Raw genomic sequence first — 21,585 nt, 5'->3', positions numbered from 1 at the left:
GATACGATTATGGAATGGATATTTTATATTATTTGTGGGCTTATCGTAGCACTCGCAGTATTTATCGTAGTAAGAGAAATTCGTAAGATGATGAAAGGCAAGTGTTGCGAGAATTGCAAGAGCTGTGGCGTAAAGAATCAATGCGGCGCAGTAGACCATAAAGAAGAGAAATAGTGAACAGTCTTTCGAGGGGACTGTATAGAGGAAAAGGATGGTTATATCCATCCTTTTCCTGTTTTATGGGCTATATTATTGACGTGGCATAGATTGAAATGCTATACTTGGTACATATCATTTAAATAGTACGGAGGGAGATAAACGCAATGCTGGTTGCTTTCTTGTATAACAATAATAAAATTAAGTAATTAAAACACTTAGATTTAAACGCCTATAATTTATAGGTTTTATTGTTATACACAAAAGGAGATAAATATGATTATTCAAGATAATATTATTAAGTACAATTTGAAAAACGTTATTTTCGTCTGCGGTACAGCTTGTGGTGGAAAAACTACCATGTCAAAGTTGCTGGCAGAAAAGCATAACTTGTATCTCTACGATATGGATAAAATGTATGAATACCACAGAGAAGTTGCAAATGAAAAATATCAGCCAGATATGTGTTATCATATGAAAGACTTCTACCAGCAATGGACTCGCTCTGCAGAGGAGCAGGCTCGATGGAATATGAATTCACTAAGAGAGCAAACAGAGATGGTGCTTATTGACCTAATGACCTTATCACGCAACCAAAGAGTTATTGCTGATGTTTTATATTCACCGATTTATACTACAAAAATTCTTGATTATAATCAACTTGTATTTTTAACTGTAAATAAAAGCATAATTCGAGATGTTTATTTTAACAGACCTGAGAAAAGAGATTTTTTTGAGTTTGTTGCTAAGCAGGAATTGTCGCATTTGTATTTTGAGAATCTCTTTAAGGGGCTTGAGTTGACAAATGAGCTGGAACAAAAACAGATGAAGGCAAGTGGTTTGTTCGTCTATGAAAGGAAGGCAACAGACACACAAGAAAGTGTATTGCATCTTTTAGAAGAACACTTTCATTTATAATTTTTGAATTATAGATTATAAGAGATCATTGATTATAAACATTATGTGACACAAGCCTCCAAAAGCATTTTAGCTTTTGGAGGCTTGCTATATATTCTCTAAGAATTCCAATCTTTTGCAAGATTTAATGTTTTGTTGAATAAGAAGCTAAAAAAATACAGCTATCGTATTTGATAGCTGCTGCTCTTCTGAGGGTGAGTGGAAGGATTACTTTGCAATTAGTATAGGAGTATCGTTATGATTTTTTGATTTCATTTGTTGTTGGTATTGAATGGAGTATTTGTTTGCTTGTGATTTTATAATATCATATGGCGGAAGAATATTCACTAAAATCATAATAGATAAAAGCACCAATACCATACTTACTAAAACGCCAATATAAACGCCCATACCTTGCGCTTTTTTAGTCTCCGTCGTATTGATTTGATTTTGTTTCATATTCTCACGCTCCTTCTATTATTAATACGATTCAGAACCCCAAAAAGTTTCAAAAAATAAAAATTATTTGAAAAAATTTATTTTATAATTTACCATTTATATTACATAACGCATAGATAGCTGTTTTATGGTATAGTATAGCTATATTTTATCAATAGTAAAAGTCCTCTCAGAATTTCCGAGAGGACTTTTGGACTAGTTTTCAATTTTTAATAAGCGTTTGATGTCATGCGTTGTATCATTCTTAATCATCAACATAATAGTGTCTTTGCTTTTTAATTCTGTATCACCACGAGGAATGATTATAGAACCATCACGGTTTATTGAAATAACAACACACATATTAGGAAGCTTAATTTCATGCAGCTTTTTGCCATTGAGTGCATAGTTGTCAGGAAGATTGACTTCACAAATAGAAGCTTCTCCATGACTGATACTAACTAATTGTTTAATCATAGAAGTATCAACTTCACGCTCTAATAAATGAACGATGTTGTTTGTACTGCTAATGACAATATCTACACCAAGTTGTTTCATAACTTGTGCATTTTTAGGGTTGTTTACTTTAGCTATTGTTTTACGTACATCAAACATTTTTTTTGCAAGTTGACAACTGATTAAGTTATTTTCATCTTTTCCGGTAACACTGATTAGTGCATCGCTACCTTTAATATTTGCAGCTTCTAATGTTTCAATACTAGTACCGTCACCACAAATAATTGGAATATCTAGATCATTTGCAATAAAGTTGCAAGTAGCCTTTGATTGCTCAATTATTGTTGGGTAATGGCCATGCTCTAGTAAGGTTTTCGCAAGATAATAACCTACCTTACCTCCACCGATAACTATAATATTCATATAAAGACCTCCGATGTCCATATGATATGGATTTTTGTTTATAATATGTCAACTAATCGACAATATGAGAAATAATCACTTTGTCGCCGGCAGCTAAAATAATTTTTTGTCCTTGATATAAGGTTAGGCTTAAATCTTGATGTTGAATTGCATAGAGTGATTGGTGAGAATCCAACATAATTTCGTTTGCATTTTTACCGATTAGTGACTTTGGAAGCTCTTCTGTAGAAAAAGAAATGGTATGGCAGTCAATATTGATAACTTGTGGCTTTTCTTTTTCTGTAATTGCAGAGCGAACTGCTGCAACTGTTAAATTTGTTGGGCAAACAGTGTGTAGTCCAAAATGAGAGAATACATCTTCTCGTTTTGGATCATAAATTCTTGCAAGAACTGTAGGTACTTGAAAAATTTCATGTGCCAATTGAGAAACCATGATATTTACATTATCATCTGAGCTAACAGCTGCTAATGCGTCACAGCTTTCAATTCCTGCACGTTTTAAAACGTCTTGGTCAATTGGTATGCCGCTTGTTTTAAATCCTTGAAAATCATCTTCTAATAACTCAAATGATTTCTCTTCTCGATCGACTATTGAAACGTCATGCCCTTCACGGCTCAGTTGTGAAGCAAGTTTTGAACCTACTTTACCACAACCAACGACTAAAATATTCATGAAATAGCTTCCTTTCAAATCAAAAAAAATATATAAATTATTCGTAAATAAACAGTGAGTTTAGGTAATTACATAAAATGTAATTACCTAAATATATCATTAACCTGATTAAAAAATAGTGTAAAATTTATTATACATTGAATCGGAATAATACAATGTCTCCGTCTTGCATTACATATTCTTTACCTTCTAAACGAACTAAACCTTTTTCTTTTGCAGCCGCCATTGAACCACAATCCATTAAGTCTTTATAGGATACAATTTCAGCACGAATAAATCCACGTTCAAAGTCAGTATGAATTTTACCAGCGGCCTGTGGTGCTTTTGTTCCTTTGGTGATTGTCCATGCACGAACTTCTTGTACACCTGCTGTAAGGTATGAAATAAGTCCTAATAATGCATAGCTTTCTTTAATAATTCTATCTAAGCCTGACTCCTTAAGATTTAATTCAGCTAAAAACATTGCTTTATCTTCGGCATCCATACCGGAAATTTCTTCTTCGATTTTTGCACAAACAGGTAATACACCGGAATGTTCTTCTTTTGCAATTTCGCAAACCTCATGATAAAACTTGTTGTTATCAATATTATTTACAAAATCTTCTTCACACATATTTGCCGCATAAATAACAGGCTTAGCAGATAGTAATTGGAATGATTTCATCAGCTTTTCTTCTTCTTCGTTTAAGTCAAGCGTACGAGCAGATTTTCCTTCTTCTAAACACTCTTTAATGCGAAGACAAAGATCTAATTCCAATTGATAGTTTTTATCAGATTTTATTAACTTTCTTGTCTTATCAATTCTTCTTTCAAGAATTTCTAAATCAGAGAAGATAAGCTCTAGGTTGATCGTTTCAATGTCACGTCTTGGGCCAATTTCCCCGTCAACGTGAATGATATTAACATCTTCAAAACAGCGAACAACATGGATAATTGCATCCACTTCACGAATGTTAGCTAAAAACTTATTACCAAGTCCTTCACCCTTAGAAGCACCTTTTACAAGTCCGGCAATATCAACGAACTCTAAAATAGCCGGAGTGAATTTTTGAGGGTTATACATAACAGATAATGCATCAAGGCGTTCGTCCGGAACAGCAACAACTCCAACGTTTGGTTCAATTGTGCAGAAAGGATAGTTTGCTGATTCCGCACCAGCGTTTGTTATTGCGTTAAACAGCGTACTTTTTCCGACGTTTGGTAAGCCTACCATACCTAGCTTCATAGTTTAAAAATCTCCTTTATTTTGACAGTACAAACCGTACATTTTCATTCAATTTATTCTTTGCTCGAATACTGTAGTATTATACACCAACTGTAAGATTTAAGCAAGTGTTCATTAACGTAGAAAAAGAAAAAGTAGTAATAACTACTTCTTCTTTTCAAAACCCATTCTAAGGGTATTCGTTCATGTTTTTCTAAAGGATGAATTGCTTTATATATTACGAAATTGGAGCATAGTTATCTTTTATATGTTCAGGAGGACACCATAAATAAAAATCAGTAATCATCCAACTACCTTCCATACACTCGAAAATGAGAGGATAACTTGCTTGATATTTTGTCCCGTTTTCATTAAAAGTAACAATAACATTTAATTCAATTTTATCCTGGCTTTCAGAAACCTTCTCGAAGCTATGACTGATATAATCTTGTGAGCGTTTCATACTTTTTTGAATAGTTGGTGGGATTTTACCACTTTCATCAAAGTAAAATCCAGATAACAATCTTTCTTCAATATATCCATTATCAAAAAACTCGAGTAAGTAATTATAAAAATGTTCCCCTTTCGGCAAGAATTTCGGAACTTTATTTCCAAATGCATCAATCGGGTTACTATCAGAATACATAGCTCCTGAGTAAACCCATTTATAGGCTTCTAAACCTTTCAAATACTTTTGTTGTAATTCTTTGCTTACGGGTGGAAGTGGTTCACCTGTTGGAATTGTAATTTCAGAAGAAACAGCTTCACTGCTTGCTTTTTCACTACTACTTTGAGTGGTTGAAGAAGATTTCGATGAAGCACTTTTACTGCTAGCAGAATGAGAACTTGTTTTTGAACTGCACGTTGATGAAACTGAGCTTTGTGAACTAGTTATGGAAGCAACATTGCTGCTATTTGTTGAAGTAACACTTGATGTAGCAGTAGATTCTTCTGATGAACTGTTTTCTACAGATGGCGCTTCAACACAAGCCGTTAGCAAGGTAATCATAATGAGTGAGGTAATCAACAAGGATAATTTCTTCATTTAAGCCACTTCTTTCAACAATAGTATACTAATAATAATCCAAATATTAGTAAAAGTCAAACCTAAATTTACAGCAAAATCCCCACTCATATAAGTGGGGATAATAGAGGGGTTACTCTTGTTAGTTTAACGGAATTTCAAGGTCACCGATTACGATAGAACGAATGTCATTCAATTTTATCTTTTTATCAAAATCGAATGTAATGATACGTTTTACGTCATTTGCGTAATCTTCGCTATTTACTTTTATTTTGGTATTATCTTTCATGTTAATATAAATATCTGCAAATGAGTAGTAATGCACACTTTGAGGATTAACCTCTTGTAACATAAATTGTATTCCATAAGAAGAATAGGCAATCTTTTCAACTAAGATTTTTTGTGTGATCTCTTTCTTACTTGTGTTTTCGCTATCATTCATATATTCAAGAAGTGTTTCTGAAACAATTTGTTTCACAGTTGCCGTTTTATTGATTTCATTTACCGTAGGTATAGCATCAAAATTAGATTTATTGATTGGAAAAACACATTTTAAATCTCCAACGTTAATTTCCTGTACTTTATATTCTGGTTTGCCTTTTAACTCCCAGTTTTTTAAATCATTTTCCTTTACATCAAAGACATATCTATATCGAACAAGGTCTAAATTTTCAAACTCACCAATATCTTGACCTTGACTTTGAGCTTTCCAATAAAATTCATTTAGTGTACGATAATCCCAATATGCTTCTTTTACTTCACCCGTTTTCTTGTTCTGTAATACAAGCTTTGGTACTTTCGTAGCTGTACCAGTTTTCGTATCAAATGGGATGGAAAGAACCATTTGCAATTTTCCATCAATCATAGCGGCCGTTTGTATTTTATAATTTGTATATTTAGAAGTAAATGATTTATTTAATCTTGTCTTATCAGGAAGAAAATAATATGGAGTACGATCATATTTAATACGCTCTTCTTTGTTTAACTGATCAAATGTTTTTGGTGGAAAATCGATTGGATAAAAAGAGCCTTCGCCTTTTATGGCATATTCATCCCTTTCTTTGAAATAAGTACAGTCGTTCAACTCCACTTTTCCTGTTTGCTTTACTAAATTTTTTAAGTTTAATGAATTTAAATCTTCCGTTTCTGTTTGCTGTAATAGATACATATTTTCAAAGTTGACTATAACATGATTAAGTGATGGCAATTTTAAAGTATTTAACTGAAACTGAAAACTTATACGATTATCATTTGGATTTCCATCATCTAGTTGAATACAACCTGCTAATGGCGAACTAGTATCAAGTATATCACCATTCACATCAACACTTGCTAAATGTGCCATATTTCGTACTTTAATCTTATCATCTAAATCTTTATTAAGGGGGTAAGTGATATAACTACCACAAAGTGAATGTCCATCGTTTGCAATAATATCTACTAGAACAAGAGCTCTCGTTGCATTGATGGCTTTAATTGCTTTTAATTCCATTGTATATTGATCGCCTTTAACTATTTGAAGAGGCGTATTGCTTCTATTTGGAAAAACTTCGTCAACCGTTTGTACTCTTCTTCCATATGGTAATTGTTTGACAGGAAAAAGCATTTGTCCAGCCGCAAATACTGTTAAGCTTGACACCACAATAATTGCTGCAATTAATGAAATAATTACTTTCTTGCTCATACGTTTTTTTATTGGTTTTGCTTTGCAGTTAATGTTTTCCATAGTAAGCGAATAAATACGATTGATTTTGTCTTCACTTAATTGTGTATTTTCAATAGGAATATTATCAAATTGGTTTGGCTCTAGAAATCCCATTAAATCATCTGTATTTTTCATAGTACTACTCCTTTCTAAAAGTAAAGCTAAGAGAGAATAATCCCTCGTTCAAGTAAAATACTCTTTAACTGTTTTTTGCCGTTATAAAGTTTATTTTCTACTGTTTTGTTTTCAAGACCTAGGTGCGTCGCAATTTCTTTAATACGTTCAAAAAAGAAGTAACGTCGAATAAAAATTTCACGATCAGGTTCGCCCATTTCAGAAACAACAGCATTGATTAGTTTGGCATTTTGTTCGTTTGCAATATCTTGTTCCATATCAATTTCTATACCACAATCATTTTCTTCAATTGGAATTAATATTTCACTGCGTTTGAGCTGTTTTCGCTTGTTAATTGCGGTATTTCTGCCAATAATACTGAGGTAGCTTTTTAGCGTTCCTTTGGATAAATCAATTTTATCAATGGATTGCCATAGCTTTGTAAATGTGTCGGATATACATTCTTCTTGATCTTGAGGATTTTCAATACCTACCCGTATTGAAATTGCTTTCACTAATCCACCATACAGTTGAATCACTTGTTTGATTCCATCCGATGGGGAAGCCTTGATTAACTTTAATAATTCAATGTCTTCCAACAATGTCATCTCCTTTTAGTGGCTAAAGATATCTTCACTTATATATACAATGTAATTTTGAAAGTCACTAAATATATTTATAATATTTTCAACAATTCGTTGCCAGCAAGCCACCGCCCTACTTTGTTTTGAACAGTTCCTCAAACAGAAAAAACCATATTAGCCTTCCTCTTAGAGGAAGGTGGATTTGCGTAGCAAAGACTAATAGAGTTTAAAGTCGGCGACATAGTGATTTCGTTAATTCGTATTGTTGATGTAGGCCAAGGGTTTGCTCTTGCCGTTGGCCGTTTCAAATAATGCTTATTTTATCTTACCCTAATTTTACCACAAACTTATTCATTTGTAATGTAACATTCTTTCAAGTTTCTTTGTAGATTTGTTCATAAATTATTCACTCATTTAACCGCCAAAAGGGTATAATTGTAAGTGTAAATTAGTTAAATATAAGAACTTTATTCAAAATTGAAAATAGTATCATTTTAAAGGAGGAAATTAAAATGTCAGCAGAAAAAATATTAGTAGTAGATGATGATAAGAATATATGCGAGCTTTTAAGACTATATCTTGAGAAAGAAGGATACTCTGTTATCCTTTGCCATGATGGTCAGGAAGCAGTTGTAAAATTTAACGCATTAAATCCGGACATGATTTTATTGGATATTATGCTTCCTTCATTAGACGGTTGGCAAGTATGCAGAGAAATTCGTAAAAAATCAAATGTGCCAATCATTATGTTAACTGCAAAAGGAGAAACATTTGATAAAGTATTAGGCTTAGAACTAGGTGCAGATGACTATGTGGTAAAACCTTTTGATACAAAAGAAATCGTTGCACGTATCAAAGCTGTTTTACGAAGAATTTCTCAAGGCAACGCAACAGAAGAAGTAAAAGAAGTTGTTTTTGATAAACTTGTTGTAAATATGACTCGTTATGAGTTGAAAGTAAATAATAAAGTTATCGATACTCCACCAAAAGAGCTTGAGTTATTATTCCATTTGGCATCAAACCCAAACAGAGTATATACTCGTGACCAGCTGCTAGATGAAGTATGGGGATTTGAATATTATGGTGATTCTCGTACAATTGACGTTCATGTAAAAAGATTGCGTGAAAAATTAGAAGGCGTTTCAGATAAATGGGCATTAAAAACTGTTTGGGGCGTAGGCTATAAATTTGAAGTAAACGAATAACAAGAAAACGTGGATTATATCCACGTTTCTTAATTCAGCCTATGATAAAATGGTAGGAGGAAAAATGCAAAAAAGTATATTTGTAAGATATTTTACAGTATGTGCATCACTGGTATTTATAAGCATCACCATTTTAGGGGCACTATTTTTAGTGTTTGCCTCTCGATATTTCAAAGAGGATAAATTTAAGTTTTTACAATCTCATGTTGAACAAGCTGCAATTATTGCTCGATTTGATTTAGAGGAAGACGGCGATTTGGATGTTGCTAAATTACAAAATACATTTCGTGCTTTATCTTTAACAGTTGATGCAACCATTTTTATGACAGATGCGCAAGGCCATGTTATGTTTTGCACTGAACAAGGAAATTGCCCGCATAAGGATAAGCAAATACCGCAAAGTGTGTTGAGTACACTATCGAGTGATGGTAAATATTCTGAAATGGGCAAGATGGGAGATTTCTATTCAAGACATTACTATACAGTAGCAACACAAGTATCAACGAGAACGAATACTCGAGTAGCTTATGTGTTTACTTCGATGCATGCTTCTAAGCAATTACAGACGTTCTTGAATGAAATGTTGAAAATGTTTCTATTTTCGTCTGTTGCAGTCTTATTTTTGACTTTTATTATTGTTTATTTCGTAACATTGCAAATGGTAAAACCATTGCGTCAGATGTCGCTTGCGGCACAAAAGTTTGGCAAGGGTGAGCTCAATACAAGACTAGAAGTATCCTCATATGATGAAATGGGACAACTTGCAATGGCACTAAATAATATGGCGCAGTCATTATCGACTCAAGAGATTATGCGACGCAGCTTTATCGCAAATATTTCGCATGAGTTAAAAACGCCGATGACATCTATTTCAGGATTTGTCGATGGTATTTTGGATGGTACAATTCCACCCGAAAAGCAAAAATATTATTTGCAGATTGTATCAGATGAAACAAAACGACTTTCTCGCTTAGTAAAAACTATGCTTAATTTATCAAGAATTGAAGCAGGCGAAATGAAAATCAATAAATCTCGAATTAACATAGTTGATACCATTTGTCAAACCGTATTCAGCTTTGAACAGCAAATTGATAAAAAGCATTTAACGATTAAAGGATTGGATCATGAAAAAGTAATGATAGAAGCTGATCCCGATTTAATGCACCAAGTAGTTTATAACTTAACAGAAAATGCAGTTAAATTTGTAGACGAAGGTGGTTTTTTGGAATTTTCGATTTATGAAATTGGAGATAATACATTTGTTAGTGTAAAAAACAGCGGCGTAGGTTTAACAAAAGAAGAAATGAACAAAGTGTTCGAGCGATTTTATAAAACAGATAAATCAAGAGGTCTTGATAAAAATGGAGTAGGATTAGGACTGTATATTGTGCGTTCCATTGTGAACTTACATGGCGGTGATATTACGGTTAATAGTGTGGAAGGCGAATATGTTGAATTTGTTTTTTCTGTTCCGTCAAAAGTCCCTCCTAAAAATCCGACAACAGCTTTACAGAATAAGTTTAAAAAAAGTTAATTATTTTTTCGTAGCATTTCAAAATTAGTTAATTTGAGTGAAATAAAGATATACTATAATAAAGCCATGATAAAAACAGAACAAATCACATAGGAGGTAGTTTATGAGCTTTAATGATAATAACGATTTGTTTTCCAATAACAATCAAAATAATAATGGTGAAAACAAATCCGAACAACCAAATACTAACCCAACATACCATTACTCTTATCCGCCAAAACAAAATGATACGAATAATCCTCAGCAACCACCACAACAGCCTTATTCTCCAAACTTTACTACGCCACCCCAACAAACGCAATGGACTTTTGAAGAATATGGACCATTAGATAATAAAAATGGGAAGAAAAAGAAGGATAAGAAAGAAAAGAAACCGGTGAACGGCTTAAAGGTATTTGCTATTATTGTATCTATTCTTTGTATCGCTTCTTTAGGAACTTTGGGCGGCTACATTATATATGACAAGATTGATGAGAATGGGTCTTCTGTTCAAGGAAAAGGCGATGCGCCTACACTTGACATACAAGGTAGGCCGGAAGGTTCAAAACAAGAAACCACTAGTCCTGATGGCAGATTAACAACGCAAGCAGTCAATAAGATTGTTAATCCATCTGTTGTTGGAATTGTAACTTATACAAAAACAACCGGATATCAAGTTTTAGGTCAAGGCTCTGGCGTAATTATGACCAAAGATGGTTATATTGTAACGAATCATCACGTTATCACACCTGAAGATCCAAGAATGCGTGTAGCAAAAATTGAAGTGATTACTACCGATAAAAAAACATATACAGCAAAAGTAATTGGATCTGATAGCAAAACAGATTTAGCAGTCATTAAAGTAGATGCAAATAATTTACCAGCGGCAACTTTTGGCGATTCAAGTAAACTTGAAGTTGGGGAAACGGTTATTGCAATTGGTAATCCAAACGGAATGAAATTCTCCGGTAGTTTAACAAAAGGCGCTGTATCTGCTGTTGACCGTGTATTGGATAGTGCAACACTAGGTGATACGATGAAATATATACAAACAGATGCTGCAATTAACCCTGGTAACTCCGGCGGTGCATTAGCAAATGAGTATGGTCAAGTAATTGGCATTAACACAGCGAAAATTGTTGCTGAAGGATTTGAGGGTATGGGATTCTCTATTCCAATTAACACAGCAAAACCAATTGTAGATTCCTTGATGAAAAATGGCTATGTACGTGGAAGAGTTCGTATTGGTATTACCTATATGCCAATTTCTCAAACACTTGCTGATTTGAATGGTATTCCAAAAGGCTTACGAGTAGTCGATTTTGACCCGAATGCAGATATTGCAGCAAAGGGCATTCAAAAAGGCGATATTATTTCTAAAATTAACGGAAAAGAAGTTTACGATGCAACCACTATTTCTGCAGCGCTTGATGGTAAAAAGCCTGGTGATACTGTAGAAATGGATATCTATAGAATCGGCAGCGATGGAAGAGCAAAAACATTTAAAATCAGTATTGCTTTAGGAGAAGATGCTCCAACAACATCAGAATAACCATATATTCTATCATATAAAAATACTCGTGGCGTTTCACCACGAGTATTTTTAATGTAAGTATACTTATCCATAGAACATAAGATAAGTATATATAAAGCAGGCGAGTTAAGCTGTTAAGCTTATATTACAAGCGCTTAAAGGTGTTACTTTTTTGTTGTAAGTGAGGATTGTATGAGTCACCACTCGTAAACACTCGCCTGCGTGTTTTATGGAATAAATTACATAGTGTTTTATTATGTAGATTTATACCAAAGACGTATTATTCTATGCCATTGATATAAAAAAGCTACACCCAAAGGTATTTCTTTGGGTGTAGCAAAAATTATTTTGTTTGTACTTTTTTACTGTTTTGATTTTATTATTAGATTTTATATCATTTTTGTTTCAAAAAAAATTATATTAATTTTGAAAGAATTTGATAAAGAAAAATGATGCCTGGAATTGTAACAATGCAAGTGACATTCGATAAAGTTAAAAGCTTAGAAGCATATGCAGAATCTCGATCAAATTTGCTGGCAAATAGTAAAGTAGTTACTGCACAAGGGCAAGCTGTTGAAACTAAATTAACAATAAGTAAGTTTGAGTCAAGTGGTAAGAATAAATAGATTATCATAGCACATAAAGGTACTAAAACATTCATTAAAAATACAATATAATAACATCTTAATGTTTTAAAAGCGCTTAATATTTTCGTTTGGGCTAAGCTAACACCAGTAACGACCATTGCAAGCGGAGTATTTAAAGATGCCATTGCAGATACCGTTGTAGCTAAAACGAAAGGAAGCTTTAAATTCAGATAGAACATAATGATACCAACAAAAACCGAAACAACAACAGGTGATACTAAGGATTTTAACATCGCTTTTTTATCGGCTTTTCCTGACATAGTAACATATCCATGAGTCCATGAAAGCAAATTAAAGATTGTAACATAGGCACTGGCATAAAATACGCCTTCGTTGCCGAAAAGTGCGTTGATTAAAGGCAATGCCATAAACCCGCAATTGGTGTAAATTACAGAAAAACGCTCAATAGATGCACGATGTTGATTATTTTTTCCTTGGATAAATAAATAAGCAATCCCCATAGCTAAAATGTGGCTAAATACAGCTAGTCCAAACGCAATGAGTAAGTTATTTGCTAACTGTGGATTAAAATCAATTTGATAAGCATTGATAACAACCATTGGGTTTACAACAAACAGCAATAGGTTGGTAAGCTGTTGCTTTCCACTATCGTCAATTAATTTAATTTTAAAGCAAAAATATCCGATTGCAATCAGTGCAAACATAACCAAAACTTGATTGAGCACTGTTAAAGATAAATCCATATTACACCTCATGATTTCGTAAATAATACCTATAATAATGTAAGATATTGTAACAGCAATTCGTTTTGAATGATAATAAATATTTGAATTTGAGTGTTACCTTTATTTATTATAAACGAATGTGCTGAATAATCAAGAAAAATCGAATAAATTTGTTGACTGGAAAACAAGAAAAGAGTACAATAAATTTGGTAGCGTCTGTCTTTGTTTTAATTCTATATTGTGAATATGATTTTGAAAAAAAGACATTCACATAGATAAATTGCTAAGAAATTAACTAAAGGAAAAAGTAAAATGATTAAAGTATCTCCTTCTATTCTTTCAGCAGATTTTGCTAATCTAATTCATGACATAAAAAAAGTAGAAAATGCCGATATGCTTCACATTGATGTAATGGATGGGCATTTTGTTCCTAATATATCAATAGGTGTTCCTGTTGTGCAGGCAATAAAAAAAGCGTCTCACCTTTTTTTAGATGTTCATCTAATGATAAGTGATCCGCTGTTTTATGCTGAAGCATTTTTAAATGCAGGTGCAGATTTATTTTGTTTTCATATTGAATCTGATTCCGACGCTCAAAAAGTAATTGATGTTGTTAAAAAACATGGAAAGAAAGTCGGAATTGCATTAAAGCCAAAGACCAGTCCAAGCGCAATTGCTCATCTTATTAATCAAATTGATATGGTATTAATTATGACAGTAGAGCCTGGTTTTGGTGGACAAGCGTTTATGGAAGATATGCTTCCTAAAATTCAAGAAGTGAAGTGTATGGCTGCTGAGAAAGGACGATCCATTGATATTCAAGTTGATGGCGGCATTAACGAAACAACAGGTAAGCTTTGCGTTGATGCCGGCTCTAATATTTTGGTTGCTGGTTCGTTTGTATTTCAAGCAAAAAATCCAAGCGAAATGGTTACAAAATTACAAAAACTATAAGCATTCGCTTAAGGTTTCAAGCGCTTCTGTGGCAATGATTTCTTGCGCATGTTCTTGAATAATTGAAGATACAAGACTGCCTTTTCCGTAAAATTGGCCATATTCAGTTAATAAATGAAGTAGCTGTTCATCCATTTTGAAATAGGTATAGATTAACAAATAGTATTTATCTTGTTCAAGATATAATGCGTTTTTTAGAATGATATGCCCATATTTTGATATGAGTCGTTTAGATAAGTCGGCGAGTGCATTGATATCTTTGAAACAAAAGGCGATTGGTGTATCAAAACTGGTTTTATATTTATGACATCCTTGTTTATTTTTTTGAGTGCTATCCAGTAAATTCACATATAATATACATCCGCCGTCTGCATAAGGAAACGCTTCAATAAAGAGCTTTCCGGTAGAAAGGTCGATGCTTACTTCACGCTTAATCTGATCGACAAGCTGTAAAATAACACGCTTTGTATCTGGATTTTTATAATCCATTTCATCATATGTTAGATTAAATTGCGCCATATCAGCGTTTGAAAGAACAACCTTTACTGTCTTGTCATCTAACAGCTCAATCTTCAAAATGTATCACTCCGTTTCCACAATGGGGTAAGGATTATGAATTTCATTATTTTCCTGTTACTACAGTATACTAATTTTATTGAAAAGTGCGACTAATAATGCTGAATGATTTGCAATAACTTTTCTAAAACAATATAGCCAAGCGATATGGTTTTCAATTCGATTTTGGGCAGAAATGAGGTATGTATGGAAAAACAAACTACTATGAAAAAAAAGTATATCAATATTATTTTGACGTTACTTGCGGTTGCGGTGATGCCGTTCTATTTATACGGACAAATGATAATTCCTTTGTTAATTGTGGGTGTGGCAACTGCTATAGTTTTTGAATTTATTTGTAACCGGTTTGCGGGCAAAAAGAAAATTGAAAATCAAGATTATTCTTGTATTATAACTGCACTCATAACAACGCTATTGCTTCCTGCAACTGCTCCTTGGTGGATTGTTGTTGTAAGCGTTTTTGTTGCGTTGGTAATTGCAAAGCATCCATTTGGTGGAACGGGATTCAATATTTTCAACCCAGCAGCAGCTGGTCTTGCTTTTGTTGCAATTTGCTGGCCGGAGTATGTATTGCGTTATCCAATTCCACAAGCTATTAAATCAGTAACAGATGCTTCTATGATTCAATATGTGGATTCTTTCTCCAGCATCTTGAAAGGTGGAGGAACTCCAAAAACTCATTATTTTACTGTTCTTTTAGGTGATTTTGCAGGCCCTATGGGGGCAACCTGTATTTTAGTTTTACTAACATGTATGATTTATTTGTTAATCCGCAGAGTGATTAACATACGTGTAGTTTCCTCAACTATTCTAGTTGTTGCAATTACAGCTTTGCTTTTCCCTAGAGTACAAACCAATTTGGTATCCTCATTGGTATTTGAATTTACTTCCGGCGTATTGTTATTTGGAACAATCTTTATGGCGAGTGATCCCGCAACAATGCCGAAGACCAAAAATGGCCAAGTTTTATACGGCTTGATTCTAGGAATTTTTGTTATGATTTTCAGGCATTTTGGTGCGATGGAATTAGAATTTGTATATGCAATTTTAATTGCAAATATCTTTGCAATTCCATGTGATCGTTATGCGAATGCTTTACACAATAAAATGAATGCATTTATGGATTCATCAAAAGCAAAGCAAAAGAGAGAAAATACTTCAACAGAGCAAGAAGCAATGCAACCGATTGAAAAGCCACAGCCTGAATTAAGCAAGGCTAGGATTGTAGTAGTTGGCGAAGTTGATGCAAATGAAAAAGTTGAAGAAGTTGTTGTATTAAAAGAAACTCAACCTGCAAAAGGCAATACTAACCAAGCTAAAAAGAGTAAGGCAAATGCAAAGGCCGGGAAGGCAGGTAGAAAATAATGAAAAAAACATTTTATTTAAGACATAAGAAGTCATTTGAAAAATTTAACGGATTGTTATTGGGAAACACCGTTTTGGAAAGAGGTTTGGTTTTATCACCTGTAATTGTAGCAAGCTATAACTATCAAAATTCTATCATTCTTGGTATTTCTTTTGTTATGATTACATTTTTCACTGTGTTGTTATCTTCCTTTATTCCGAAGAAAATTCCGTATACGATTCGTTCTATCTTTTATACGTTGATTGCTTGCGCCATTTTTATCCCTACTGCAATGTGGATGGATTCAATCTATCCAGAACAGGTATTTAAATTAGGAATTTTCTTGCCATTGCTTGTAGCAAACTCCTTAATTGTTGTAAAAAGTGAATCACGATTCCATAAGCATAAAAAAGGAATGATGATTGTTGATTTACTTTGCCATACTATTGGATTCTTCCTTGTAATCGTTTTAGTTGGTACCATTCGTGAAATAATAGGCAACGGAACTTTAATGGGTCAAGCAATTAGCTTACCATTCAAAGTACCTGCTATCATTTATCCTTTCAGTGGATTTATTTTAGTCGGATTTTTAGCTGCACTTGTGAAACGAATCAAATACAAGCTTGAAAATCCGAAGGAGCGCAATCCAATTGCTGTTCCTGAAACAAAATAATAGAAAGAGGGGAGGAACGTTCATTGAACAGTTTTTTACAAATTACAGGTTCCTTTTTTAAGGATATGCTGACTTTTGCGCTAATAGCTATCTTTTTAGAAAATACTATTTTCTCTAGAGCAATCGGTACCAGTACTGTGCTGTATACTGTGAGAAAAAAATATAATATCTTTTTGTTTGGATTAATTATGACAACAGTAATTACTGTGTCGTCCATTATAACCTATTTTGTTAACCCACTTCTGCAAGGGCTATCTTATAGGTATTACATTACTCCCGCAATTTACGTTGTTATTATCGGTATTGTATATCTTACAGCGTTAATCGTAACATCAAGCTGTTTTCCAAAATATAAAAAAGTTATTTTGCCTATGATTCATGTCAGCACATTTAACTGTGCTGTTTTAGGAGCATTACTTCTAAGCGCAAATATTGCAAATTTAAACTTTGCTGGTTATATAGGCTTTGGAATAGGAACGGGTATTGGTTATACAATTGCATCTTATTTTGTTGATTTAGCGTATGAGCGTCTTTCCAGTGAACATGTGCCAAATGCTTTTCGTGGATTTCCAATAACGCTAATATATATCGGTATTGTTTCTTTAGCGATTTATGGTTTGATTGGCCATGAGCTACCATTTTAATCAATATGAAAAGGAGTAGGATTGTATGTCCAAACAACGTAAGATAATTCGTACAAAAAGAATTTACAAACGAAAGCGTACGAAGAGCAAAGCATTATCCACAATTGTATTTATATTATTTTTGTTTGTCTTAGTTGGCTTCGGCTTTATTGTAAAAGGTGAATGGTCAAAACGATTTGGACCAAATGCACCTAAGCCATCATCTAACACCAGCTCAGATTATTCCGAGAGTAAGCCTTCTTCTCTTGTCTCAAGCGGAACCAATAGTAAGCCTGATACCTCCGATTCCCTTAAGGAGATTAAGGCCGCCTATCTTCCATCTTCTCAATTGGCCCAACATTCTGCAGACCAATTTAAGGCTGTTATGCAAAAATTCAAAACGGATGGGTATAATGCAGTATATGTAGAATTAAAAACTCCGGAAGGAAAAATATATTATAATACACAAAATGAATCTGCAAAGAAATTCAATGCAGTTGCTGAAAACCCAATTGACTTGAATGTTTTGGTGAAAGCAATGAAAGATGCAGGACTAAAACCACTTGCACAAATGAGTGCTTTAAAAGATGGAATAGCTCCTCATGTAAAGAACGAAAACTCTTATGCTTTCGGAACAACCTTAACAACAAACTGGTTGGATAATTCAGTTGATAAGGGCGGAAAGCCTTGGTTAAACCCTTATATGGATAAAGCAAGAAGTTATATTTGCGATTTAACAAAAGAACTTTCTACAGCAGGCTTTGAAGCTATTGTATTAGATAATGTAATGTTCCCTGAAAAAAATACAGGTAAGTTAAATTTAATCAATGAGAATAAACCAAAACCTGAAATTTTAAAACAATTGTTGCAAGAAGCGCAAACTGCTGCAGGTAAAGCTAAGGTGTTGCAAGGAATTAACATCGAAGTATTTGCAAATGTAAATGCTTCCGGATATAGCAATCAAGCTTCTGCAATTAGCTATACAAATCTATCTCCTATAATAAATATGGAAGTAGTAAAAGCAAAATTACCTGAAATAAAAACTGCTGCTCAAATTGAGGGCAGCGAAACTGATATTGTAAAAGCAATTTTACAAAAGATTCAAAGTGGTAACAAAGATGTTCAATTTATGCCTGTAATCAAACAATCAGACTTAACAGTGTTAGAGCCTATATTAAAAGAATTAAAGATAGAAAATTATATTTTGATGTAAATAGGTGCATCATAGGAATAGTGGGAGGATTAGGAATGGAAGAAATGCAATTGTATAATGTATGGACAAGAACAGAACTTGACGATACAGATTTAAGAGACGAGCTAGCAGCAATTAACGGTGACGTTGATGCAATCAAAGACCGATTTTATCGTGATTTAGAGTTTGGTACAGGCGGTTTGCGTGGAGTAATTGGCGCTGGAACAAATCGTATTAACGTTTATACGATTCGCAAAGCAACTCAAGGACTTGCAAATTACTTGATTGCGGAATCAAATAATCCAAGCGTTGCAATTGGCTATGATTCAAGAATTAAATCAGATTTATTTGCAAAAGAAGCAGCAAGAGTTTTGTCTGCTAATGGAATAAAGGTATACCTTTATGATAAGTTAATGCCTACACCATGTTTATCTTTTGCTGTTAGAGAACTAAACTGTGAAGCAGGAATTATGATTACCGCTTCTCATAACCCTGCAAAATATAATGGCTATAAAGTATATGGAAATGATGGCTGTCAAATTACTATTGAAGCTGCTGATCGTGTTTTAAGCGAAATTAACCAAGTGGATTTATTTCATGTTGAATTAGAAGATTTTGATAAAGCACTTAATGAAGGCAACATTGAATATATTAGCAAAGAGGTGGAAGACCGCTATCTTGCAAATGTAAAAGCACAGTTAATCAATCCAAAAGCTGTAGAACAAGCAAACTTAAAAGTAGTTTATACTCCATTAAACGGAACAGGTAACTTACCAGTAAGAAATATCTTATCTATGGTAGGCGTAAAGGACGTTGTAGTAGTTCCTGAACAAGAAAAACCGGACGGAACATTCCGCACTTGTCCGTTTCCAAATCCTGAAATTCCGGAAGCATTAAATTTAGGTTTAAAACTTTGTGAACAAGAAAAGCCAGATTTATTGTTAGCAACAGACCCTGATTGTGATCGTGTTGGCATTGCAGTTCCTGACCATAATGGTAATTATGTTTTAGTAACGGGTAACGAAGTTGGATCATTATTGTTAGAATACATCTGTGAACAGCGCACAAAAAATGGCTCTATGCCAAAGAACCCGGTTGCGGTTAAAACAATTGTTACTACGGAACTTGCAAAGAAAATTGCACAAAATTATGGCGTAGAAATTATTGATGTTTTAACAGGATTTAAGTTTATTGGTGAACAAATTTATGTTTTAGAGCAAAAGAATGAGCAAGACCGCTATATTTTCGGATTCGAAGAAAGCTATGGCTATCTTGCAGGAACTTATGTTCGTGATAAAGACGGCGTTGTAGCATCTATGCTTATTTGTGAAATGGCTGGATATTATAAGCTGAATGGAATATCCATTCTAGATGCACTCAATCGCATTTATGAAACATACGGTGTTTATATTCATGAGCAACAAAGCTTTACTTGCGAGGGTGAAACGGGTATGCAACGCATGAATGAAATCATGAGTGGACTTCGTGAACAACCTCCTGTTACCATTGGGGGATTTGAAGTAATAAAGATTGCTGATTATCAATCAAGTGAAATGACAGATATGAAAACTTCGAATAAAACAACGATTGACTTACCAAAGTCAAATGTGTTAAGCTATGAGCTTTGCAATGGTGCAAGTGTTGTGCTTCGTCCTTCCGGTACAGAACCAAAAATCAAAGCATACTACACTGCAACAGGCAAAACAAAAGAACAAGCAAAATCGGTTTTAGCCGAGGTTCAAAAGGATTATACAAAAATTTTAGGTTTTTAATTTTCAACAGCAAAGCAAGCTTTTTGTTGAAAGATTTAACGAATTTCCATATTAAAATTAAGTATCCAAAAAAAAAACTTGCAATTCAGTATTTCTTATGTTAAAATACTATATTGTAAGACTACGATTTGAAAGAGGTGAATTTAATGAAATCAGGTATTCATCCAAAATATCAAAAAACTACAATTAAATGTGCTTGTGGTGAAGTTATCGAAACAGCATCAACAAGAGAAGATATAAAAGTTGAAATTTGTTCTAAATGTCATCCATTTTATACTGGTCAACAAAAACTAAGCAATGCTGGTGGCCGTGTGGATCGATTCAAAAAACGTTTTGGCATGTAGTTTTTTTATATCGCAAGATAAAACAATAAAGCGATGCAGTATTTCTGCATCGCTTTCGTTTGTCGAAGTTGGTTTTACAATTATGAAAGTACAATTGCATTTTGAGGAGGTATATTATGGGTTACAAAACGATTCAAGCTTACGCAACGGATGAGTTTATCGAAAAAAAATCTCGGTTTATTGGCTATATTATGCCTGTTACAACGGAAAAAGAGGCTACTGATTTTATAGCTAAAATTTCTAAAAATCATTTTGATGCCACCCATAATGTATATGCATATATTTTAAGAGAAGGGCAAATTAAACGATATTCCGATAACGGAGAACCACAAGGAACTGCCGGAATCCCTGTTTTAGACGTATTACAAAAAGAAGGGTTAGTCGATGTTTGCGTTGTAGTAACTCGCTATTTTGGAGGAACTATGCTTGGAGCAGGGGGGCTGGTACGGGCATATTCTCACGGCGCCTCTATTGCAGTTAGAGCCGCAAAGATTATGTATATGACAGAGTGTAATGTAATCACATTAGAATGTGAATATACTTTATACGGAAAAATCAACTATATCATACCAAATTATAATATTAAGGTTCAGCGTTGTGATTTTACAGCAGCAGTACAGCTGGAATTGTTAATTGAGCAAGAGAAAACAGATGCATTTCTAAAAGAGATTACGGACCTTTCCAACGGGCAAGTGACTCCATATATAACAGGGCAAGTTTTTGCCGATATGGCTTAAAAAGAGTAGAAAAATACTGTAAATTAACCTTCCAGAAAAATATGTCGAAATAAATGAAAGAATTTAAAGGTATATTTCTACTAATCTTGTATATATAATATGTCGCATTC

22 protein-coding genes are annotated in these 21,585 nt (G+C 33.7%); 13 read left to right on the top strand and 9 right to left on the bottom strand.

All coding sequences use genetic code 11. The features are described 5' to 3' along the window. Positions 1 to 9: 9 nt before the first annotated feature. Positions 10 to 174, top strand: coding sequence for a FeoB-associated Cys-rich membrane protein (locus tag RBG61_RS03900; RefSeq protein WP_307945978.1), 165 nt, complete (start codon positions 10 to 12; stop codon positions 172 to 174). Between the two features lie 258 nt (positions 175 to 432). Continuing rightward, positions 433 to 1,074: an AAA family ATPase gene (locus RBG61_RS03895; protein ID WP_307945977.1), complete on the top strand. Its 642-nt coding sequence runs from the start codon at positions 433 to 435 to the stop codon at positions 1,072 to 1,074. A 207-nt stretch (positions 1,075 to 1,281) separates the two neighbouring features. On the opposite strand, the gene RBG61_RS03890 is transcribed toward RBG61_RS03895, so the two are convergent. The 7 genes from RBG61_RS03890 to RBG61_RS03860 all read right to left on the bottom strand — a co-directional run bounded on the left by RBG61_RS03890 (position 1,282) and on the right by RBG61_RS03860 (position 7,689). After that, on the bottom strand, positions 1,282 to 1,512 hold the full coding sequence (locus RBG61_RS03890; RefSeq protein WP_307945976.1) for a hypothetical protein: 231 nt from the start codon (positions 1,510 to 1,512) through the stop codon (positions 1,282 to 1,284). Between the two features lie 195 nt (positions 1,513 to 1,707). Next, positions 1,708 to 2,370, bottom strand: coding sequence for a potassium channel family protein (locus RBG61_RS03885; RefSeq protein WP_307945975.1), 663 nt, complete (start codon positions 2,368 to 2,370; stop codon positions 1,708 to 1,710). A gap of 52 nt (positions 2,371 to 2,422) precedes the next feature. After that, positions 2,423 to 3,043: a potassium channel family protein gene (locus tag RBG61_RS03880; protein ID WP_307945973.1), complete on the bottom strand. Its 621-nt coding sequence runs from the start codon at positions 3,041 to 3,043 to the stop codon at positions 2,423 to 2,425. A 130-nt stretch (positions 3,044 to 3,173) separates the two neighbouring features. After that, positions 3,174 to 4,268 (bottom strand): redox-regulated ATPase YchF, encoded by a 1,095-nt coding sequence (gene ychF, locus RBG61_RS03875; RefSeq protein ID WP_307945971.1) that lies wholly within the window; start codon positions 4,266 to 4,268, stop codon positions 3,174 to 3,176. A 217-nt stretch (positions 4,269 to 4,485) separates the two neighbouring features. Then, the gene (locus tag RBG61_RS03870; protein WP_307945969.1) at positions 4,486 to 5,292 is read right to left on the bottom strand and encodes a hypothetical protein; all 807 of its coding nucleotides are present in this window, start codon (positions 5,290 to 5,292) and stop codon (positions 4,486 to 4,488) included. A gap of 121 nt (positions 5,293 to 5,413) precedes the next feature. After that, positions 5,414 to 7,111: a hypothetical protein gene (locus RBG61_RS03865; protein WP_307945967.1), complete on the bottom strand. Its 1,698-nt coding sequence runs from the start codon at positions 7,109 to 7,111 to the stop codon at positions 5,414 to 5,416. A 26-nt stretch (positions 7,112 to 7,137) separates the two neighbouring features. Next, complete coding sequence (locus RBG61_RS03860) at positions 7,138 to 7,689, bottom strand: RNA polymerase sigma factor (protein ID WP_307945965.1); 552 nt, start codon at positions 7,687 to 7,689, stop codon at positions 7,138 to 7,140. 497 nt (positions 7,690 to 8,186) lie between these two features. Between RBG61_RS03860 and RBG61_RS03855 the strand changes: the two genes are divergently transcribed. From RBG61_RS03855 to RBG61_RS03845, 3 genes are all read left to right on the top strand, one after another. Further along, a complete protein-coding gene (locus RBG61_RS03855; protein WP_307945963.1) occupies positions 8,187 to 8,879 on the top strand; it encodes a response regulator transcription factor in 693 nt (230 codons plus the stop codon). 64 nt (positions 8,880 to 8,943) lie between these two features. Further along, positions 8,944 to 10,413, top strand: coding sequence for a sensor histidine kinase (locus tag RBG61_RS03850; RefSeq protein ID WP_307945961.1), 1,470 nt, complete (start codon positions 8,944 to 8,946; stop codon positions 10,411 to 10,413). 103 nt (positions 10,414 to 10,516) lie between these two features. Next, on the top strand, positions 10,517 to 11,944 hold the full coding sequence (locus tag RBG61_RS03845) for a S1C family serine protease (RefSeq protein WP_307945959.1): 1,428 nt from the start codon (positions 10,517 to 10,519) through the stop codon (positions 11,942 to 11,944). A 397-nt stretch (positions 11,945 to 12,341) separates the two neighbouring features. Here RBG61_RS03845 and RBG61_RS03840 read toward each other — a convergent pair whose 3' ends face one another. Further along, a complete protein-coding gene (locus RBG61_RS03840) occupies positions 12,342 to 13,277 on the bottom strand; it encodes an AEC family transporter (RefSeq protein WP_307945957.1) in 936 nt (311 codons plus the stop codon). A gap of 294 nt (positions 13,278 to 13,571) precedes the next feature. Between RBG61_RS03840 and rpe the strand changes: the two genes are divergently transcribed. After that, on the top strand, positions 13,572 to 14,213 hold the full coding sequence (rpe, locus tag RBG61_RS03835) for a ribulose-phosphate 3-epimerase (RefSeq protein ID WP_307945955.1): 642 nt from the start codon (positions 13,572 to 13,574) through the stop codon (positions 14,211 to 14,213). Here rpe and RBG61_RS03830 read toward each other — a convergent pair. After that, positions 14,208 to 14,789 carry an adaptor protein MecA gene (locus RBG61_RS03830; RefSeq protein ID WP_307945953.1) on the bottom strand — a complete coding sequence of 194 codons (582 nt, stop codon included), beginning with the start codon at positions 14,787 to 14,789 and terminating at the stop codon, positions 14,208 to 14,210. The genes rpe and RBG61_RS03830 overlap by 6 nt on opposite strands. 186 nt (positions 14,790 to 14,975) lie before the next feature. Between RBG61_RS03830 and RBG61_RS03825 the strand changes: the two genes are divergently transcribed. From RBG61_RS03825 to RBG61_RS03795, 7 genes are all read left to right on the top strand, one after another. Beyond that, positions 14,976 to 16,154 (top strand): RnfABCDGE type electron transport complex subunit D, encoded by a 1,179-nt coding sequence (locus RBG61_RS03825; RefSeq protein ID WP_307945950.1) that lies wholly within the window; start codon positions 14,976 to 14,978, stop codon positions 16,152 to 16,154. Continuing rightward, positions 16,154 to 16,807, top strand: a complete 654-nt coding sequence (locus RBG61_RS03820) for an Rnf-Nqr domain containing protein (protein ID WP_307945948.1) — start codon at positions 16,154 to 16,156, stop codon at positions 16,805 to 16,807. Before RBG61_RS03825 ends, RBG61_RS03820 begins: the two co-directional genes overlap by 1 nt. A gap of 23 nt (positions 16,808 to 16,830) precedes the next feature. Beyond that, on the top strand, positions 16,831 to 17,451 hold the full coding sequence (locus RBG61_RS03815) for an Rnf-Nqr domain containing protein (RefSeq protein ID WP_307945946.1): 621 nt from the start codon (positions 16,831 to 16,833) through the stop codon (positions 17,449 to 17,451). 25 nt (positions 17,452 to 17,476) lie between these two features. Continuing rightward, entirely contained in the window at positions 17,477 to 18,643 is a 1,167-nt protein-coding gene (locus tag RBG61_RS03810; RefSeq protein WP_307945944.1) for a putative glycoside hydrolase, read from the top strand. 35 nt (positions 18,644 to 18,678) lie between these two features. Then, positions 18,679 to 20,394, top strand: coding sequence for a phospho-sugar mutase (locus RBG61_RS03805; RefSeq protein WP_307945941.1), 1,716 nt, complete (start codon positions 18,679 to 18,681; stop codon positions 20,392 to 20,394). Between the two features lie 146 nt (positions 20,395 to 20,540). After that, a complete protein-coding gene (gene rpmE / locus RBG61_RS03800) occupies positions 20,541 to 20,738 on the top strand; it encodes a 50S ribosomal protein L31 (RefSeq protein WP_307945939.1) in 198 nt (65 codons plus the stop codon). Positions 20,739 to 20,854: 116 nt separating this feature from the next. Beyond that, positions 20,855 to 21,475, top strand: a complete 621-nt coding sequence (locus tag RBG61_RS03795) for a YigZ family protein (protein WP_307945936.1) — start codon at positions 20,855 to 20,857, stop codon at positions 21,473 to 21,475. Positions 21,476 to 21,585 lie beyond the last annotated feature (110 nt).

The organism is Paludicola sp. MB14-C6, assembly GCF_030908625.1.
Taxonomy (GTDB): domain Bacteria; phylum Bacillota; class Clostridia; order Oscillospirales; family Ruminococcaceae; genus Paludihabitans.
The sequence above is the reverse complement of the archived record's forward strand: the minus strand, read 5'-3'. Positions and strand labels throughout refer to the sequence as shown.

Coding starts and splice junctions, on each gene's coding strand:
- rpmE (WP_307945939.1), top strand. CDS start 20,541: ATGAAATCAGGTATTCATCCAAAATATCAAAAAACTACAATTAAATGT.
- RBG61_RS03845 (WP_307945959.1), top strand. CDS start 10,517: ATGAGCTTTAATGATAATAACGATTTGTTTTCCAATAACAATCAAAAT.
- RBG61_RS03825 (WP_307945950.1), top strand. CDS start 14,976: ATGGAAAAACAAACTACTATGAAAAAAAAGTATATCAATATTATTTTG.
- RBG61_RS03880 (WP_307945973.1), bottom strand. CDS start 3,043: ATGAATATTTTAGTCGTTGGTTGTGGTAAAGTAGGTTCAAAACTTGCT.
- rpe (WP_307945955.1), top strand. CDS start 13,572: ATGATTAAAGTATCTCCTTCTATTCTTTCAGCAGATTTTGCTAATCTA.
- RBG61_RS03870 (WP_307945969.1), bottom strand. CDS start 5,292: ATGAAGAAATTATCCTTGTTGATTACCTCACTCATTATGATTACCTTG.
- RBG61_RS03795 (WP_307945936.1), top strand. CDS start 20,855: ATGGGTTACAAAACGATTCAAGCTTACGCAACGGATGAGTTTATCGAA.
- RBG61_RS03865 (WP_307945967.1), bottom strand. CDS start 7,111: ATGAAAAATACAGATGATTTAATGGGATTTCTAGAGCCAAACCAATTT.
- RBG61_RS03805 (WP_307945941.1), top strand. CDS start 18,679: ATGGAAGAAATGCAATTGTATAATGTATGGACAAGAACAGAACTTGAC.
- RBG61_RS03900 (WP_307945978.1), top strand. CDS start 10: ATGGAATGGATATTTTATATTATTTGTGGGCTTATCGTAGCACTCGCA.
- RBG61_RS03850 (WP_307945961.1), top strand. CDS start 8,944: ATGCAAAAAAGTATATTTGTAAGATATTTTACAGTATGTGCATCACTG.
- RBG61_RS03890 (WP_307945976.1), bottom strand. CDS start 1,512: ATGAAACAAAATCAAATCAATACGACGGAGACTAAAAAAGCGCAAGGT.
- RBG61_RS03885 (WP_307945975.1), bottom strand. CDS start 2,370: ATGAATATTATAGTTATCGGTGGAGGTAAGGTAGGTTATTATCTTGCG.
- RBG61_RS03820 (WP_307945948.1), top strand. CDS start 16,154: ATGAAAAAAACATTTTATTTAAGACATAAGAAGTCATTTGAAAAATTT.
- RBG61_RS03895 (WP_307945977.1), top strand. CDS start 433: ATGATTATTCAAGATAATATTATTAAGTACAATTTGAAAAACGTTATT.
- ychF (WP_307945971.1), bottom strand. CDS start 4,268: ATGAAGCTAGGTATGGTAGGCTTACCAAACGTCGGAAAAAGTACGCTG.
- RBG61_RS03855 (WP_307945963.1), top strand. CDS start 8,187: ATGTCAGCAGAAAAAATATTAGTAGTAGATGATGATAAGAATATATGC.
- RBG61_RS03810 (WP_307945944.1), top strand. CDS start 17,477: ATGTCCAAACAACGTAAGATAATTCGTACAAAAAGAATTTACAAACGA.
- RBG61_RS03840 (WP_307945957.1), bottom strand. CDS start 13,277: ATGGATTTATCTTTAACAGTGCTCAATCAAGTTTTGGTTATGTTTGCA.